This is a genomic window from Cupriavidus sp. MPR-AND1C (assembly GCF_058809705.1).
In genome coordinates this window covers 56,560-73,982 of the sequence record NZ_JBXASU010000024.1, presented here as the reverse complement: position 1 = coordinate 73,982, position 17,423 = coordinate 56,560, and the positions used below count along the sequence as shown (strand labels likewise).

The window sequence follows — 17,423 nt, the reverse complement described above, 5'->3', positions numbered from 1 at the left end:
CCAGGTTCAGCCCCGCCCGACGAAGGGCATCTTGGTGGCCATCACGGTCATGAACTGCACATTGGCATCCAGCGGCAGGTTGGCCATGTGCACCACCGAGCTGGCCACATGCGCCACGTCCATCAGCGGCTCCGGCGCGATCTCGCCGTTGGCTTGCGGCACGCCGCGCGCCATGCGCGAAGCCATATCGGTGGCAGCATTGCCGATATCGATCTGCCCGCAGGCGATGTCAAAGGCCCGGCCATCCAGCGAAAGGCTCTTGGTCAGCCCGGTAATGGCGTGCTTGGTCGCCGTGTACGGCACCGTGTTGGGACGCGGCGCGTGCGCCGAGATCGAGCCGTTGTTGATGATGCGGCCGCCGCGCGGGCTCTGCGACTTCATCAGCGCGAAGGCGGCGCGCGAGCACAGGAACACGCCGGTCAGGTTGGTGTCCAGCACCGCCTTCCATTGCGCAACAGAGAGTTCATCGATCGACACCGCCGGCGCATTGATGCCGGCGTTATTGAACAGCACGTCGAGCCGGCCGAAATGCTCGCGAACCTGGGCAAAGAGCCGCTCCACCGAATCCGGATCGCTGACGTCGCATTGCACCGCCAGCGCCGTATGGCCCTCGGCCCTGGCTTGCACGGCCAGCGCTTCGAGCGGCTCGGCGGTACGTCCGGCAAACACCACCCGATAGCCTGCCACCAGCAGCGCCTGTGCCACCGCCTTGCCGATGCCGCGGGCCGCGCCCGTTACCAGCGCAACCTTGCCTTGCTCACTCATGCTGTCTTCTCCGGACTGGATTGTTGAATGGATCGTGGATCGTGGATCGTGGATCGGGAAACGGATGCCTACTTGACCGGAATCGGCGTGGCCGCCGCCACCGGCACCGCGGTCACGCTATTCTGCGGGCTGCCGGACACGATGCGGTCCGAGTAGGTCAGGTAGACCAGGGTATTGCGCTTGCGGTCGACCGTGCGCACCACATGCAGGGTCTTGAACAGGATCGACATGCGCTCGGAGAACACATTGTCCTGCTGGCGCAGCGGCCCCTTGAACGTGATCGGCCCTACCTGGCGGCAGGCGATGGAGCTCTCCGGCGGGTCTTCGGCCATGCCCAGCGAGCCCTTGATGCCCCCGGTGCGGGCACGCGACACGTAGCAGGTCACGCCTTCGACCTGCGGATCGTCATAGGCTTCGATCACGACTTTGTCGGAGCCGGTCATGCGAAAATTGGTGCTCACGCTGCCGATTTCCTCGGCATGCGCGGCCGGCGCCAGCAGCGCAAGCGCCGCCAGAAGGCCGGTCAGCGGCCACAGCGGCCCGCGGCAAACACGCCGGGAACGCCCGCATTGCATCGCCATGCTCCCCACCTCAGGACACCGTGCCGGTGATTTCATCGTGCCGTTTTTCCATTTCCTGGCGCAGCTGGCGGCGCAGCTGGGCCGCGGCAAAGCGCTGGCGCTCGACTTCGTCGCGGGGCACCAGCGGCGGCACTTCGGCGGGCGCGCCGTTGTCGTCCACCGCCACCATGGTGAAGTAGCAACTGTTGGTATGGCGAACCAGCTTGCTGCGGATATTCTCCGTGATGACCTTGATGCCGATTTCCATCGAGCTGCGGCCGGTGAAGTTGACTGCCGCCAGGAACGTCACCAGCTCACCCACGTGGATGGGCTGGCGAAACACGACCTGGTCGACCGACAACGTGACCACGTAGCGCCCGGCATAGCGGCTGGCACAGGCGTAGGCCACCATGTCGAGGTACTTGAGGATGGTGCCGCCGTGCACATTGCCGGAGAAATTAGCCATGTCCGGCGTCATCAGCACGGTCATGGAAAGCTGGTGGGACAGGTCATTCATGATGAAAATCCGGAGTCTGGAAGCGGCCGGGCCGACCCGCGGCGCAGGTCGAAAGGCTGGCGCCGACGATCGGCAGTTTAACCCGGAACGATCGTCCTGCCCTGCCCCCGAGCACGTCGAAAAGCACCCAGGCAACAATAAAAAAGCGGCCCAACGGGCCGCCTTCCTGTTTGCGCCCGGGGCGCGGACTGCTTATTTCTTCTTGTTCACAGCGTCCTTGAACCCTTGGCCGGCAGAGAACTTGACCGTCTTGGCGGCCGGAATCTTGATGGTCTCGCCAGTACGCGGATTGCGTCCGGTACGTGCAGCGCGCTTGCCGGAGCTGAAGCTGCCGAAGCCCACCAGCGTTACCGAATCACCCTTGGCAACCGCCTTCTTAATGTTGTCCAGAGCGGCATTCAGCGCGCGCTCTGCTGCAGCATTGCTCAGTTCCGCGTCAGCGGCGATGGCAGATACCAGTTCACCTTTATTCATGGCTGATTTCCCTAGTTGGTCGTCTTGATCGGAGTGTCTGCCACGCGGCAAATTACCGATCGGCGCAGTCTAATCCGCGCTTTACGCATTGGGCAATCCCCAGTGGCACCAATGCAACGAAAAAAGCCGCAAATCCTTGAGTCAAGCGCCTTTGCGGGGAATTTACCCCTCCTTTTCCGTGCTTTCAAATGCGACCAGCGAGGGTAATGGTCATTCGAACGCCCGTACGTGATGACAGGCATCGCTTGACAAGGTCAGACCTGCACAGTGTGCGCCTTGCTGCCGTCGAAACCGCCCGGACGGCTTGGTCGGCGGCATCCCAATGGCGTTGGACGGACGCGCCTGCACGACCCATCATGGTGCACAGAACCCGCCAGCGCGCGCCCCAAATAGGGGCATTGCCTCATTTTGGCGCAGCCTCCATATGCCGCGCATCCCCGGCGCATGTCGCTCGGCGTCAGGTTACAGCCCCTCAATCCCTGCGCCACCCCCCTCGAGCGCGACAAATCGGTGCAAAACCCACCAACACGGTGCAGATCCCGGCCAGTGATGCCCCAGACTGGTACGTTTTTTGCGTACATGTGCTCCCATTTTGCGCATAGAGGATTGTATGGACAAATGGAAGAGCGGCACCGATGCCCTGTTCATCTTGCTAGGGGCGATCATGGTGCTCGCCATGCACGCGGGCTTTGCGTTCCTGGAGCTGGGCACAGTGCGCAAGAAGAACCAGGTCAACGCACTGGTCAAGATATTGGTGGATTTTGCGGTTTCCACGATCGCCTATTTCTTTATTGGCTACACCGTAGCCTATGGGGTCGAGTTCTTCACCAGCGCCCAGACACTGGCGGAAAGGAGCGGCTATGAGCTGGTGAAATTCTTTTTCCTGGCAACGTTTGCCGCCGCCATACCAGCGATTATTTCTGGAGGAATTGCCGAGCGCTCGCGCTTCAACCCGCAACTGGTGGCCACCTTTGTGCTGGTGGGCCTGGTCTACCCCTTCTTCGAGGGCATTGCCTGGAACAACCGCTTTGGCGTGCAGGACTGGATCGCCTCGATCGCCGGCGTGCCGTTCCACGACTTCGCCGGCTCCGTCGTGGTCCACGCCATGGGCGGCTGGATCGCGCTTCCCGCCATCTTGTTGCTGGGCGCGCGCCGCGGCCGCTACCAGAAAGACGGCCGCATCAGCGCGCACCCGCCCTCGAACATCCCGTTCCTGGCGCTGGGCGCGTGGGTGCTGGCGGTAGGCTGGTTCGGTTTCAATGTCATGAGCGCGCAAACCGTCGACAAGATCAGCGGGCTGGTGGCCATCAACTCCCTGATGGCCATGGCCGGCGGCACGCTGGCCGCCTGGGCAGCCGGCCGCAACGACCCCGGCTTTGCCTACAATGGCCCGCTGGCCGGGCTGGTGGCGGTCTGCGCCGGCTCCGACCTGATGCACCCGCTGGGCGCGCTGGTCACCGGCGCCATCGCCGGCGCGCTGTTCGTCTACCTGTTCACGCTGGCCCAGAACAAGTGGCATATCGACGATGTGCTGGGCGTCTGGCCGCTGCATGGGCTGTGCGGCGCGTGGGGCGGCATTGCCGCCGGCATCTTTGGCAACCAGGCGCTAGGTGGCATTGGCGGCGTTTCGCTCGGCGCGCAATGCATCGGCACCCTGCTTGGCATCGCGATCGCCCTAGTGGGAGGCACCGTGGTTTACGGCACGCTCAAGAAGGTCGTGGGCATCCGGCTTGACGCTGAATCGGAATACAACGGCGCGGACCTGTCGCTGCATCGCATCTCCGCCACGCCGGAACGCGAAACCAACTGGTAAGGCACGGCGCAAAGGGGATTCACGCCCTTGCGCCACGCCCGCCCCACGCTCCAACGACCCATGGCCGCGAGTGGCGCGTAGCGCCCTGCGCGGCCATTTTGTGCTTGAACTTCCGCTCGCCGCGTAGCAATAATGCCTTGCCAGCCTTCGCGCCCCGCCCCTGACGCGTCCAGGCAGCCGCTGCAAGATGTTCGTTGCCTGTGTACCTGCTGAGCCAGCAAGGGAGAAACGCGATGGATGCTACAACGCTGCAGAAGTATCAGGATGTCGTCGTCACCTATGCGACTGAAGTCGGGTTCAAAGTTCTCGCCGCCCTCGTCTTCTGGGTGGTTGGCCGGTGGCTGATCCACGTCGTGGTGCGCATGGTGCAGGGGTCCCTGACCAAGCAAAAGGTCGACCCGACCTTGCTGCGGTATGTCGGCTCCATCGTCACGGTGACCCTGAATATCGTGCTGATCATCGGGATACTGGGTTACTTCGGCATCCAGACCACCAGCTTTGCCGCGCTGATCGCGGCGGCCGGCATCGCCATCGGCATGGCGTGGTCGGGGCTGATGTCCAACTTCGCGGCAGGCGCCTTCCTGGTGGTGCTGCGGCCCTTCAAGGTCGGGGATTTCGTCACGGTAGGCGGGATCACCGGCACCGTCAGGGAGATCGGCCTGTTTGCCACCACGCTGGACACACCAGACAACGTCCTGACCGTGGTCGGCAACAACAAGATCTTTGCGGACACGATCCAGAACTTCAGCGCCAACCCGTACCGCCGGGTCGAGCTAAAAGCCCAGTTGGCCGGCAGCACCGACGTGGCGGCGGCCGCCAGCCTGCTCAAGGAGCGGCTGGCCGCGCTGCCCAACGTTCTGGCCGAACCGCCGCCAGATGTCGAGATTCTCGAGTTCACCCTGGTGGGACCGGTGCTCGCGGTACGTCCGTACTGCCATACCGATCATTACTGGCAGGTGTATTTCGATAGCAACCGGGTGATCCGCGAGAGCTTTGGCGAGGCCGGCTTCGCCGCCCCAATGCCAGCCCAGCTTGTCGTGCTGCAAAACGGCGCAGCCGCTTAACCGTGTATCGATGGGATGGCGCGGCCACGCTAAGCCAGGCCGCCCCGCTATCGCGGCACCGTCGGCGCCCGGATCAACCGGCGCCGCGCACCGTCGCGCCTGAACGGCCAAAGGCCCGCATCAGCACGGCGCCGGTACCGCAAACGCCCATGACCACCGCCAGCGGTAGCGCGCTGCCGTCCCGCCAGAAGCTGACGGCGGCGCCGGCCAGGGTGCCCAGGGAGAATTGCAGCGTTCCCATCAATGCGGAAGCGGTGCCGGCACGATGGCCCTGTTGGTCCATGGCCAGTGCCGAGGCGTTCGGCAGGATGCAGCCGAGGCTGGCGATAAACACAAAGAAACCCGTCAGCAGCACCGGCAGCGGCGCCATGCCGGCGAGCACGGTCGCAGCCAGGACAAGGCCAGCCAGGCACGGCGCAAGCAGCGCGCGGCGCAGGACGTGGTCCAGCGTGCGGTTGCGCACCAGGCGCGCATTGAGCTGCGACATGCCGATCAGGCCCAATGCGTTGGCACCGAACACGAAGCCGTAATGGGAGGGATCGATGCCATGCAACTCGATCAGCACGAACGGCGACCCTGCGATGTATGCAAACATTCCCGCCTGCGCGCAGCCGGCGGACAGCGAATAGCCGACGAAACCCCGATCTCGCAGCAGCTCGCCGTAGTTCGAGAGCACGCGCCCCAGGCGCAAGGGCATGGCGCTGGCGTGGTCGAGCGATTCCTCCATGTAGCGGTGGACCACCCACAGAATCAGCAGGCTCGCGCCGCACAGCAACCAGAAGATGGCGCGCCAGCCGAATGCCGCCAGCACGGCGCCCCCGATGATGGGCGCCAGGATCGGCGCCAGGCCCATCACCAACATCAACGAGGAGAAAGCGCGCGCGGACTCATGGGCCTCCAGCCGGTCCCGAATGACAGCGCGCGCCATCACCATGCCAGCGCAGCCGCCCAGGGCCTGCAGGAAACGCCACAGCATCAGCGCATCGACGTCGCGCGCGAGCGCGCACCCGGCCGCGGCCGACGCATAGGCCAGAAGGCCGACGTACAACGGCGGCTTGCGGCCAAAGCGGTCGCTGATCGGGCCATAGAATGCCTGCCCCACCGCCAATCCGACCAGGAACGTCCCCAACGTGAGCTGCACGCGGCCGATATCGACCCCGAGATCCCCGGCCAGCGCCGGGAAACTCGGCAGGTACATGTCAATGGAAAGCGGCGCCAGTGCGGTAAGCGAAGCGCATACCAGGAGCCAAAGTGGAAAGCGCGCGGATTGCGGGGCGCGGGTGGAGCGGGTCATCGAAACATCCTGAGGAACAACCGGGCGGCCGGGATGGCCACCGGCGCCCAATGCGTCAAACTGGCTAACGGCGTAGCGGCACGGGAGCGGCTAAAGACGTAATTGTTGCATAGCGTAACAAGCCGCGCACCCGGCATGCCGCGCGGCGATGATGCAGGCGCACGTCCGACCGGGCGCGCGCAACTGTGATGACAGGCCCGACGGGGCCGCGGCATTGCGGCATTGCGGCGATTTCGCGCCTCGCTTCGCCGCGGAGTGGAGGAGTGCGTGGCTTTCAACGGTAGCGACGCCAAGGGTACAATGCCAGCCTGTCGGCCGCCTGGGGCGGACGATCACGCAGCCCGACGCACCGCGGGAACCCACCCGATGGTGCGGCTCCCGGCAACGTTTTCCTGCATGAGAACAAGATACAAACTGCTTTCTGTCTTTCTTGCCCTGGCCGCCGGCGCGGCTAGCTTGCCGTGCGCGCAGCGTGCGCATGCGGCACCGGTCCCAGCCAGGGCCGCCGCCTCCGCGCCGGCCCCCGTGGTGGTGGACGAGGCCGATGCCCTGGCGCAAATGCTCAAGGGCGCTGCCACGGGCCAGAATACCGGCGCGGCAGGCGTGCCTGAATTGCTGCGCAATACTGCCCGCCCCGACAACATATTGTCGCGCGCTTGCCGCCAGCTCAACGATGCCCTGCCCATCGAGATTGATGGCGAGACGCGCTTGCGCCGCTGCCAGTCGGTCCCTGGCAAACATATCCTGTTCCAGCTGGAGTTGACCAAGTACCGAGGCCCCATGCTGGACCTCGCCAGCTTCGAGCTCAGCTACGCCGCGCCGCTGCAGCGCAATATCTGCGCGAACCGGGACGTTGAAATCCTGACCAAGCTGGGCATCAGCATGATGTTCCGCTACATGACCCGCAACGAGCGCGGCGAGCGTCGCGTTGGCGACGTCTACATCAACGCGCCCATCTGCGCCTCGGCATTGCGCTAAGTCCTTCCAGCCTCATCTGGCATTCCTGCCGGGAGCAGGCGCGCCAGCTCCCGGGCATGACTCAGGCGAGCCTTGGACGCAACGGCACCACGTTGGCCGCGCGCCGGGGCAGCACACGGGTTTCCTTCCATCGCGCATGCGCCAGCGGGGAACCCCATACCAGTCCATGCAACCGGGCGAGTGCGAAGGGATCGCCCAGCAACAGATGCTTCTGGGCCGCCGACAGTGCGTCCGGGCCGGCGGTGAGGGCCTGTTGCACCAGCGCGGCGTGCTCCGCTTGCGTAGCCTGTGGCTGCACCACGCGCGACGAGGCGGTCGCGCACATCAGCGCATTGGTCACCGGGTCGGCCACGGCATCGATGAATGCCGGCGGCTCCCCCGCTGCCTCCACGTGCTTCTGCATGGCCACCATCTCGCGCGGGGGCGTGGCCTCCTCCGGCGTCACGAACAACCTGGCCCCGCGCAGCGCGCGGCCCAGCGAGACCCGCGACAGCCAGACCGAAAGCGGAATCGAGCATGCCAGCGAGCCCACGATCGGCAGCAGCCACCAGACAAAATTCGGGTCCAGCCACAGCACCAGCCCGCCCCAGGCCAGGCCCAGCAAGGTGTGCATGCCGTGGCGGCGGAACGCCTCGCCCCAGGTGGTCTGCGCATCTTCACGCGGCGGCGACTTCCAGGTAATGCCCCAGCCGCTATAGGCCGCCACCACGAACTTGGTGTGAAACAGCATCCGGACCGGGGCCAGCAAGGCCGACATCACGACTTCGATCAGCATCGACAGCACCAGGCGCAACGGCCCGCCATAGTTGCGCGAGTCCTTCATCAGCAGCACCACGCTGGCGATCTTGGGCAGGAACAACAATGTGGCGGTCGCCGAGAACAGCGCCAGCGCCTTCTCGGGATGCCACTCCGGCCAGGTCGGGAACAGCTGGTAGGGCTGCGTGAAGTACGCCGGCGGCACCAGCGCGTGCTTGGCCAGCATGATGGTGGACAACACCAGGAACAGGAACCACAGCGGCGCCGACAGATAAGCCATCACACCGGTGAGGAACACCGCGCGGTGCACGGCGTGGAAGCCCTGCTTCATCCACAGGCGGAAGTTCATCAGGTTGCCCTGACACCAGCGGCGATCGCGCTTGACCTCATCGAGCAGGTTCGGCGGGAGTTCTTCATAGGACCCCTCCAGGTCATAGGCAATCCACACGCCCCACCCGGCCCTGCGCATCAAGGCGGCCTCGACGAAATCGTGCGAGAGGATTTCCCCTGCCAGCGGACCCTTGCCGGGCAACGGCGCCAGCGCGCAATGCTCCATGAACGGCTGGATGCGGATGATGGCGTTGTGGCCCCAGTAGTGCGATTCGCCGAGCTGCCAGTAATGCAGGCCAGCGGTAAACAGCGGCCCGTACACGCGCGTGGAAAACTGCTGCATGCGCGCATACATGGTCTCGCGGCCCACGGCCAGCGGCGCGGTCTGGATGATGCCAGCCCCCGGATTGCCTTCCATCAGCTTGACCAGCGTGGTCAGGCATTCGCCGCTCATCACGCTATCTGCGTCCAGTACCACCATGTAGCGATAGGCGCTGCCCCAGCGGCGGCAGAAGTCCGCCACGTTGCCGGTCTTGCGCTTGACGCGATGGCGGCGCCAGCGGTAGAAGATTCGGCCAAAGCCGTTGACCGCGCGGCAGGTTTCCATCCACGCATCGGTCTCGGCGGTACGCAGGTCCGGGTTGCCGCTGTCGGACAGCACGAAGAAATCGAAGCGCGCCAGCTCGCCGGTGCGTTCCATCGACTCATAGGTCGCGCGCAGCCCGGCAAATACCCGGGTCACGTCCTCGTTGCAGATCGGCATGATGACCGCCGTGCGCGCCTCCTCGGCAATGGGCCCATCCACCGCGGCCGAGCGCGAGATCAGATGGCGGTCGCCGCCTTTGGCCAGCACCAGGAAACCCATCATGGCAGTCCAGAACCCGGCCGACACCCACGAGAACAGGATGGCGAAGAGCGCCAGCACGGCGATCTCGAGCGGATCGGTGCCGTGATAAGGCAGCACCTTGGTCATGAAGTAAGTCGCCAGCACGGTCTGCCCGGCTACCAGGCCAAGCAGCACCCATCGGCGATGCTTGCCTGCCGGGTGCCATTTGCCCTCGGCATCGGGACCGTCATGCAGCGTGTCCCAGGTTTCCGGCATTGGCGGGCGGCCCAGCATGCGCCTGCCCAGGTTGCGCAGGAAGCCGGTGACGATGTGCGGAGGCCACGCCCGCGGCACCATGGACGCGCGTTTGGGCTCGGGGCCGGTGTCGATATGCACGGTGCCGTCCGCACGACGCTGCACCAGCGGCTCACCCGACGCCTGCGGCGCGCCATAGGCAAGATTGAGGCGGCGCCCCACCGAGCCGTAGGACGGCCCCGCCGGGGATGGCTCGCCGTCTTTGGCCGCGAGTGTGCGCTGCAGCAGATGGATGGCCGACTCCGTGTCGGCGGCGTCGCTGCCAGCGACGTTGTCAAGCAGCTCGCGTCGCTGGTCGGGCGAGACAGGAACGCGATCGAGATAGCGCTCGCATGCCGCCGCCGGCGCGGCGCGCCGCTTCAGCCTGGGGGTAAGATGTAGCTCCACGTCTCGGATAGGGTTGTATTGCCGTTGCGAAGATAGCCGCGCAATTCGACCGGTTTGTTCTCGTCCTTGCGGCGCACGACCATGGTCATGCGCCAGCCGCCGGTGGCCGCGTTGCGTTGCGTCGAAGTGTTCAGCAGCTCCCCGTTGCTGTCGGCCGAGATCACCGGATCGATCCGGGTATCGGCGGCCAGTTTCCTGAAGGCCGGGCCTTCAAAGTCCACCACCAGCGAAAAACTGGTGTCGTCCTGCTTGCGGCTGAGGCCCTGGCCACGCCGCGTTTGTGTCACCCACGACAGCGGCGGATGTTTCTCGCCGTCCTTCTGCCACAGCAGGCGATATTCGAAATCAAAAGGTTGCTTGGGCTTGGGCGGGGTGTCAGGCACCCAGTACGCCACGATGTTGTCGTTGGTCTCGTCCGGGGTCGGGATCTGCACCAGCTCGACCCGGCCCGAGCCCCAGTTTCCCTTGGGCTCCACCCAGGCGCTCGGCCGACGCTCATACCAAGCGCCAATCTCCTGGTAACTGCTGAAATTACGATCCCGCTGCATCAGGCCAAAACCTTGCGGATTGGTCGCGGCAAACGAGGTCACCAGCAGGCGCTTGGGATTGCTCAGCGGGCGCCACAGCCACTCGCCCGTGCCGAGCTGCACCGAGAGGCCGTCGGAGTCATGCACCTCGGGCCGATAGTCCGGCACCGACGAAGGTTGGTTCTCACCAAAGAGATACATGCTGGTCAGCGGTGCCAGGCCAAGCTTGGTGACGTTCTCCCGCATGAACAAGCGCGACTTCACCTCCATGACCGTCTCCGTGCCTGGCCGGATCACGATCCGGTACGCCCCGCTCACGCGGCGCGAGTCCATCAGCGCATAGATGGTCAGTTGCTTGTCCGCCGGCGATGGCCGCTCGATCCAGTACTCCACGAAGCGCGGGAACTCTTCGCCGGAATTAAGCCCGGTATCCACGGCCAGGCCCCGCGCCGACAAGCCATACCACTGGTCCTTGCCCAACGCGCGGAAATAGCTGGCGCCCAGGAAGGAAACGACTTCGTCCTTGCCCTTGGTGCTGTTAAGCGGATAGAGCACGCGCAAGCCTGCGAAGCCGAGCGTCTTGAGCTTGCTGGCATCGATCTTGTGCGGCCCGTAGTTGAACGCGGACGGATCGAAGCGGATCTCGCGGACGCTCCCGCTCACCACTTCATTGATGCGCACCGGCTGGTCGAACACCATGCCTTCATGAAAGAAGGAGAGCTCGAACGGCAGCTTGGCATTGCGCCACTGATAACGCTCAGGCTTGTATTCGATCTCGCGGTAGCGCTCGTACGGCAGCTCGCGCAATTCGCGTGGCAGATTCTGCGCGGGTGCCTTGTAGGGACTTGCGGCCAACTGGCGCGCGCGCGCCGCCACGGTGTCGAAATCGAATGCGTGCGCCGCCACGGCACACAGCGCCAGCATGCCGCCGCACAACCACCTGCCGAGGCGAAGCGCGCCTGTGTTCGCAGGCGCCAATGCACGGCGCTGGATGGATTCGACGGTCGGCAAGGTAACGTTTTCGGACATGAATGCCAGTGACAGGCGTAGTTGGACGGTTGGGATCGATCAAGCACCGCAGCAAAAGGCGGGCCACCATGCGAGCGGGATGACGGAAGCAACGGCAGGATGCCGGCCAGCGCGAATCCGGGGGAATCGGTAGGGGATCTCGCTGCGCATCGTTTTTGACTGGGTGCTGACTTGGTGTCTGGATGTATCGGGACGTATCCGACTTGCTGCAATGCGCAATAAGACCTTAACAACTCGAGACTAAGAAGTCACGTTTCGATCACGCAACGTTTGCAACAATTTGAAACCCCAGCCATCCGGACGCCGCTTTCCGCGCGCCGCACAAGCCCAGGCATCACATTGGGCATACCGTCGAATCATCGCTTGGTGCCTCGCAGGGCACGTTCGGGGCACAGCCATTTCTTCAGCGATTTCCCCTACGGCGCCACCACGCACGAACAAGGCGGAACGCGAACATCGCCCCCCCCCTGCCCTCAGACCGCTGCGCCATGCTTCCTGCATAGCGGCAGCCCCCGAATCTGCAACGCTAGAATACGGATCGCACGCCGTCAACGTGCGTGGCGAGCACCTGCGCAGCACTGGAACGGCGCATAGCGCACCTGCAAAATCGTGCACTGCACTGGAATCATGCGGATGGGGTCCGCCGCGCCCAAAAAAAAGAGAGGCCGTAGCCTCTCGATCGGGTTCCGCCTCGATGCCAGTCCCCCCGGATGGCGCATGGCGCCGCTGGACATCGGTACCCGGGAGCGCGGCGCCGCGCGCTTCACGCGCGACGCAGGGCTCACAGGCGGCGTGGCGAACTAGCTCGGCAGCAAGCGCACGCACCGGCGCGCTGCTGCCCGTCGCCTTTCACTAGCGGCGCTCAGGCGCCTTTATTCATCATCTTGTCGGCATCGGAAGGCGCATGGTTCTTTTTCTTCTTCTTTGCCGGCTTCTTTGTCGTCTTGCCGGAGCTTGACGCCGCTGGCTTGTCGCCGGCCGCGGGCGCGGCTGGCGCTGACGCCTGGGCATAAGCACCCGCACCAAACATGGCCAGCGTCAACATCACGATCCACTTCTTCATTTCAGCCTCCTGGTCAGCCGTAACGAGAAGCCTGCCTGCGGCCCTTGGTGGCGCTAGGCACCTGCGCTTCGTGACTACCAGAACGAGGCAGGGAACGAATGAGTTGACCTGTCAGTTCGCCTATCGACACTGCAACGCAGCATCCAGCCTGGCCGCCCGCGCCGGCACAGGCATCAAGGACACAGGCGGCTGAGCAGTTCGCCGGGAACAGTGCCTGCGCTGGCAGGCTGCGGCATTCCCGTGTGAGGGGCGTTGATGGTGTAAAGCGACTCGCCGCGCGCGTAACGCTTGGCGTAGAGCGTCTGCTCCACCACCGCATACATGGACGTGGCGCAATTGAACACCATGCGCTTGAGCGAGGAACGGATCGGCTCGCCGCTGGTGGTGCGGATCACCCCGGCCGGCGCGTTGCGCATGACGGCGACACCCACCTCGGGACCACGGCGGCGCACCGAAGTCTTGTCGAAGTAAGAGATCACCCCGTTGGCGCCCGTCAGGGGCAGCCAGCGCTGCGGGTCAGGCACCGAAGAATCGGGCGCGGCCGGCACGGTGCAGCCTTCGCGCGGCGTGGAACGGAAGGCAACACCCCCGCTGGGAGCCTGGCATTCAAATGAACCCGCCGTGGCGGCGGGGCGAACCGTGGCAACAGGCTCGGCATACGCGGCAAGACAGACGCTGCTGCCAACCAGCACGGCGGCAGCGTGGAAAAAGGCGCGCAAGGACATGGACGGACCCTCGTGTAGACCAAAAAAACAACGCGCATTGTCGCACACCGGGCTGCGCCATCCGCTCAACGCGTACGCTGGCCCCCGTCCGGCCGCGCGTCCCGGTCAAGGCCGCCGGCTACCGCGACAGCGCCTCGAGTGCATGGCGCGAAGCCTCATCGGCCGGAAAAAAACATTCAATGCGCATTTCCTGCAGCGTGACGTCCTGTGGAATGCCCAGCGTGGTCAGCGTCGAGAACAGCGAGGCGCGAAAACCATCGGCGGCCAGCGTCACAGGCAGCATTGGAGCCGGCGTGCGCTCGGCAGCGTCGTCGTCGAACAGCGCGGCGCCGGCCGGCCCGACCATATCGGGATGCCAGTGCGCGATGCGGCTGAAGATCTCCCGCGCGGTCTGGTCCTGCGCTTGCGTCTGCAACTCCTGCCACACACGCCGCAGCAGGTGGCGCCCGACCTGGCGCGCGTTGTCGATGACCGGCCACAATCCGTGCGGATCGAAGACGGTCAGCATCAGGTTGATGCGCCCGCCGCCCTCCTCCAGCCTGGACGGTGCGCGCCCACCCAGCAGCACGCCAATCATGTTGCGGTATGCCTGATTGGCGTCGAGCATGTTCCAGAACCGGTCCAGCACCACGGCGGGATAAGGCTCTTGCTTGGACAGGATCAACGCCACGGCCTGCTGCACCATCTGCAGCGCGGGTGCGCCCAGGCCGTGCTCGGTGTAAGCCGGCGCAAAGCCACCAGCAAGGAGCAGGCGGTTGCGCTGGCGCAGCGGCACGCCAAGGCGGTCCGCCAGCGACAGCACCATCTCGCGGCTGGGCCGGGCGCGGCCGGATTCAAGGAAACTGATATGCCGCTGCGACACCCCGGCGGCCAGCGACAGCGCAAGCTGGCTATAGCCGCGCCTGCCGCGCCAGTAACGCAGCAGGCCGGGGAAATCGAGAGCGGTTTCGGAACTGGGGGTCAGGGTATCCATGACGGCATTACAGCATGGCGAAGGCCGTCTGGCGATTACCTGCGAAGTCATACTGGCACCGCCCCCAATGCCGCAACGCGACACCAGCCCTTGCTGAAATACGGTCGTCGACGGCGGTCCCGCCGCCCTACCCTAGGTTACCCGCCCGCGTGTTTCGCTCAGCGCAGCACCCAACCCGTATTTCCGGATCTTCTGGTACAGGGTGCTCTTCGCGATGCCGAGCCGCGAAGCTGTCCTGGTCAGGTTGCCGCCGCTGTATGCCAGGGCTTTGCGGATGGAATCCGATTCGGCCATCTCCAGTGAGCAAACCGACTCGGGCACACTGCCGGCGATGTCCTTCGCCCGGCCCGCCCCGCCCGGCATGCCCACCGCGCTGATTTCGAGCGGCAGCTTGTCCAGGGTGATCACGCCGCCTTCGGCCATCAGCAAGGAGCCCTCGAGCGCATTGCGCAACTCGCGGACATTGCCCGGCCAGTCGTAGGCAAGCAGGCATCGGTAAGCCTCATCGTCGAACGAGGCCACCGGCACCCCATAGCGCTCGCATAGCCGGCCCAGCCAGTGCGTGACCAGGGCCGGGATGTCGTCCTTGCGCTCACGCAAGGGAGGTATCGCGACATTGGTCACGGCGATGCGGTAGAACAGGTCCATGCGGAATTTCCCCGCGGCCACGTCGTCACGCAGGTTCCGGTGGGTGGCGGCGACCAGGCGAAAACTGACCTTGCGCGGCGTGTTCTCGCCCAGCCGGTAGATCTCTCCCTCTTCCAGCACACGCAGCAGGTGCGGCTGTATGTCGAGCGGCATTTCGCCAATCTCGTCGAGAAACAGCGTCCCCCGGTTAGCGGCCTCGATCTTGCCGGCCGCGCCCGATCGGCGCGCGCCGGTGAACGCCCCCTCGGCATAGCCAAAGAGCTCGCTCGCAAGCAGGTCCCGTGACAGCCCCCCGCAGTTGAGCGCCACGAACGGGCCGTCCGCGCAGGCGCTGGCCTGGTGAATTCCCTGCGCGAACAATTCCTTGCCGACGCCGGTTTCGCCCAGCAGCAGCACCGGCACCTTGGACGGCGCCAGGTGCTGCGCCTTCTCCACAGCCGAGCGCAAGGCCACGCCGTTGCCAACGATGCTGGAAAACGCCGGCGCCGCGCCCAGCCGCGCGGCAGGCGCGCCGGCAGCACCCGATGCAGGACGATGCGGCGCGGCAGGGATCACAACCACGAATCCCAGCATGTCGCCGCTATCGCGGATCGCTTCGAAGCGGGTCAGGCGAAGCCATTCGGGGAGCGGCGCGGATCCGGCGCGCGCCACACGGGCGTCCAGGCCGGGAATGGAAAACGCGCTGTTCAAAATTGTGCTCACGCCCAGCCGCGCCAGCGCTGAAGGCGCCTGCGGATTGGCCTTGACCAGGCGCCCGCCTTCGTCAAGGACGAGCACCCCGTCGCTGCGCACCGACGCAAAATGGCTCATGCAGCGATCCAGCAGCCGCAGGCGGCGCTCCATGGCCAGCTTGGCCAGCCGGCTCTCGATCCGGCCCGCCAGCGATACGGTCAGCGCCAGGCTATGCCTGCTATAGGTCTGCGCCAAACCTGACACGTCGATCACACCCAGCACGCCGCCGTCCAGCGGATCACGGATGACGGTGGCTGAGCAGGTCCAGCGCTTGATACCGGCGCAAAAATGCTCGGCACCATGGATCTGCACGGGTTGTTGCAAGGCCAGCGCGGTACCGATGGCATTGGTCCCGCAGTTAAGCTCCGTCCAGTCGCAGCCCGGAATCAGGCCGACTTCACCGGCGGGCTCGACGATATGCATATCGCCCTCCTGCTGGAGGATCATCCCGTCAGGATCGGCCAGCAGCATGATGGTGCCCGTCTGCGAAAGAAACTCGCGGGTCTGCTGTATCAGTGGCAGGCTGGCGCTGACCAGGCGATCATTCTTCTCCCGCCTGACTCTCAGGCCGGCTTCGTCCAGCGGCGGTGGCGCGGCCCCGGCGCCAGGATCAACCTGGCCCACCAGGCACCGGCGCCAGGAATCGTCGACCACGCAGCGCAGTTCGCCAGCGCTCGCCTCACCGCCATCGATCAGGTGCTCCCAGGCGGACATGATGCTGGCGTCATGGTCGGGATGGGAAAACCAGTCCATCGGTGTACCGGCTTCTTGCATTCCGTGTCTCCTTGCGGGGGCCCGCCCGATGCGGGCTCGGATGGCCGGTTATCCGGCTCGATCTCTTGTCTTGCGTGCTTCGCGGGACTGGCGCCCGCTCTTTGCATCCTACTCCCGACGGTGCCGCCAATGCCAGCCGGGGCTTGCCTACCCGCAAGTTCCAGGCCACGCGCCATGTGCCCGCCGTACGGCCCGCCCGGCCGCGCGGGCGCCCGAGCGCCCGTCACCGACCGGCCGAAAACGAAACGGCCGTCCGAAAATCGAACGGCCGAAAGGCCACCGCCAAGAGGGATGCATGATCCATCCCCTGGCCCGGAAGTGCAGAAACGATTACCTCGATGTCGAGACCGGTATCAGTCCGCGCGTTCCGGCAGAGGCAGCTTCACCCAGTCCGTATAGAACGCTTCGATATCCGGCTCGAAGTCGTGGATCACCGGATACCACGGCGTGGGGGCTTCCACGTCGTGCATGGTTCCGCACTTGGGGCAGTAGTATTCGCGGTACACCTGCCATTGCGTGTCCGGCGCCATCAGGTGCGGATAGACCTCGGCCATGGCTTCATCCGTGTCGCGCACGTAGACGTTGGCATGGAGCTTCCAGTTCTCCCGGTAGTCGCAGAAGACATGGCCGCAATCGCATTGCGTGACCCACTTTTTGGTCTTGGACTGCTGCACGATAAACATGTGCGGGCCAAGCGGCAGCACGATGCGATCGGCCCAATCGAGCTTTTTCTGCAGCGCTTGCACGTATAGCTGAAAGCGCGCGGCATCCTTGGGCATCGATAGCATGCGCAGGGTGGTGTCCCAGTCGAGCTTGCCGTCGACCAGGTTCTTGACCTGTTCACTGGTGTAAGTGGACATCTTGAATCCTCTC

Annotated in this window: 15 protein-coding genes; 3 read left to right on the top strand and 12 right to left on the bottom strand. The window is 65.0% G+C overall.

Translation table 11 applies throughout. From position 1 onward, the window contains the following. Window positions 1-6: 6 nt before the first annotated feature. The 4 genes from AC1RWI_RS15595 to AC1RWI_RS15580 form a co-directional block, all read right to left on the bottom strand. Window positions 7-765 carry an SDR family oxidoreductase gene (locus tag AC1RWI_RS15595; RefSeq protein WP_043355052.1) on the bottom strand — a complete coding sequence of 253 codons (759 nt, stop codon included), beginning with the start codon at window positions 763-765 and terminating at the stop codon, window positions 7-9. A gap of 68 nt (window positions 766-833) precedes the next feature. After that, window positions 834-1,346, bottom strand: coding sequence for a CreA family protein (locus AC1RWI_RS15590; protein ID WP_419188916.1), 513 nt, complete (start codon window positions 1,344-1,346; stop codon window positions 834-836). Window positions 1,347-1,356: 10 nt separating this feature from the next. Beyond that, window positions 1,357-1,842 (bottom strand): acyl-CoA thioesterase, encoded by a 486-nt coding sequence (locus tag AC1RWI_RS15585; RefSeq protein WP_043355051.1) that lies wholly within the window; start codon window positions 1,840-1,842, stop codon window positions 1,357-1,359. A gap of 192 nt (window positions 1,843-2,034) precedes the next feature. Continuing rightward, the gene (locus AC1RWI_RS15580; RefSeq protein WP_017226623.1) at window positions 2,035-2,316 is read right to left on the bottom strand and encodes an HU family DNA-binding protein; all 282 of its coding nucleotides are present in this window, start codon (window positions 2,314-2,316) and stop codon (window positions 2,035-2,037) included. A 610-nt stretch (window positions 2,317-2,926) separates the two neighbouring features. On the opposite strand from AC1RWI_RS15580, the gene AC1RWI_RS15575 reads away from it, so the two are divergent. Then, the gene (locus AC1RWI_RS15575) at window positions 2,927-4,129 is read left to right on the top strand and encodes an ammonium transporter (protein ID WP_043355047.1); all 1,203 of its coding nucleotides are present in this window, start codon (window positions 2,927-2,929) and stop codon (window positions 4,127-4,129) included. A gap of 233 nt (window positions 4,130-4,362) precedes the next feature. Then, window positions 4,363-5,193, top strand: a complete 831-nt coding sequence (locus AC1RWI_RS15570; RefSeq protein WP_043355045.1) for a mechanosensitive ion channel family protein — start codon at window positions 4,363-4,365, stop codon at window positions 5,191-5,193. A 73-nt stretch (window positions 5,194-5,266) separates the two neighbouring features. On the opposite strand, the gene AC1RWI_RS15565 is transcribed toward AC1RWI_RS15570, so the two are convergent. Beyond that, window positions 5,267-6,487 (bottom strand): Bcr/CflA family multidrug efflux MFS transporter, encoded by a 1,221-nt coding sequence (locus AC1RWI_RS15565; RefSeq protein WP_492867326.1) that lies wholly within the window; start codon window positions 6,485-6,487, stop codon window positions 5,267-5,269. Between the two features lie 396 nt (window positions 6,488-6,883). Here AC1RWI_RS15565 and AC1RWI_RS15560 point away from each other — a divergent pair, with 396 nt between their 5' ends. Beyond that, window positions 6,884-7,465 (top strand): hypothetical protein, encoded by a 582-nt coding sequence (locus AC1RWI_RS15560; RefSeq protein ID WP_043355041.1) that lies wholly within the window; start codon window positions 6,884-6,886, stop codon window positions 7,463-7,465. A 61-nt stretch (window positions 7,466-7,526) separates the two neighbouring features. Here the strand turns inward: AC1RWI_RS15560 and mdoH are convergent, their stop codons facing one another. The 7 genes from mdoH to AC1RWI_RS15525 all read right to left on the bottom strand — a co-directional run bounded on the left by mdoH (window position 7,527) and on the right by AC1RWI_RS15525 (window position 17,410). Further along, window positions 7,527-10,079 (bottom strand): glucans biosynthesis glucosyltransferase MdoH, encoded by a 2,553-nt coding sequence (mdoH, locus tag AC1RWI_RS15555; protein WP_043355039.1) that lies wholly within the window; start codon window positions 10,077-10,079, stop codon window positions 7,527-7,529. After that, a complete protein-coding gene (locus AC1RWI_RS15550; RefSeq protein ID WP_492867324.1) occupies window positions 10,052-11,635 on the bottom strand; it encodes a glucan biosynthesis protein G in 1,584 nt (527 codons plus the stop codon). The genes mdoH and AC1RWI_RS15550 overlap by 28 nt, the downstream gene beginning before the upstream one ends. An 862-nt stretch (window positions 11,636-12,497) precedes the next feature. After that, complete coding sequence (locus AC1RWI_RS15545) at window positions 12,498-12,698, bottom strand: hypothetical protein (RefSeq protein WP_043355036.1); 201 nt, start codon at window positions 12,696-12,698, stop codon at window positions 12,498-12,500. A 173-nt stretch (window positions 12,699-12,871) separates the two neighbouring features. Next, window positions 12,872-13,423 carry a surface-adhesin E family protein gene (locus AC1RWI_RS15540; protein ID WP_492867321.1) on the bottom strand — a complete coding sequence of 184 codons (552 nt, stop codon included), beginning with the start codon at window positions 13,421-13,423 and terminating at the stop codon, window positions 12,872-12,874. A 118-nt stretch (window positions 13,424-13,541) separates the two neighbouring features. Continuing rightward, window positions 13,542-14,396, bottom strand: a complete 855-nt coding sequence (locus AC1RWI_RS15535; protein WP_043355032.1) for a helix-turn-helix domain-containing protein — start codon at window positions 14,394-14,396, stop codon at window positions 13,542-13,544. 132 nt (window positions 14,397-14,528) lie between these two features. After that, on the bottom strand, window positions 14,529-16,550 hold the full coding sequence (locus tag AC1RWI_RS15530; protein WP_492867319.1) for a sigma-54-dependent Fis family transcriptional regulator: 2,022 nt from the start codon (window positions 16,548-16,550) through the stop codon (window positions 14,529-14,531). A 353-nt stretch (window positions 16,551-16,903) separates the two neighbouring features. Then, window positions 16,904-17,410 (bottom strand): acetone carboxylase subunit gamma, encoded by a 507-nt coding sequence (locus AC1RWI_RS15525; RefSeq protein ID WP_492867317.1) that lies wholly within the window; start codon window positions 17,408-17,410, stop codon window positions 16,904-16,906. Window positions 17,411-17,423: the final 13 nt, after the last annotated feature.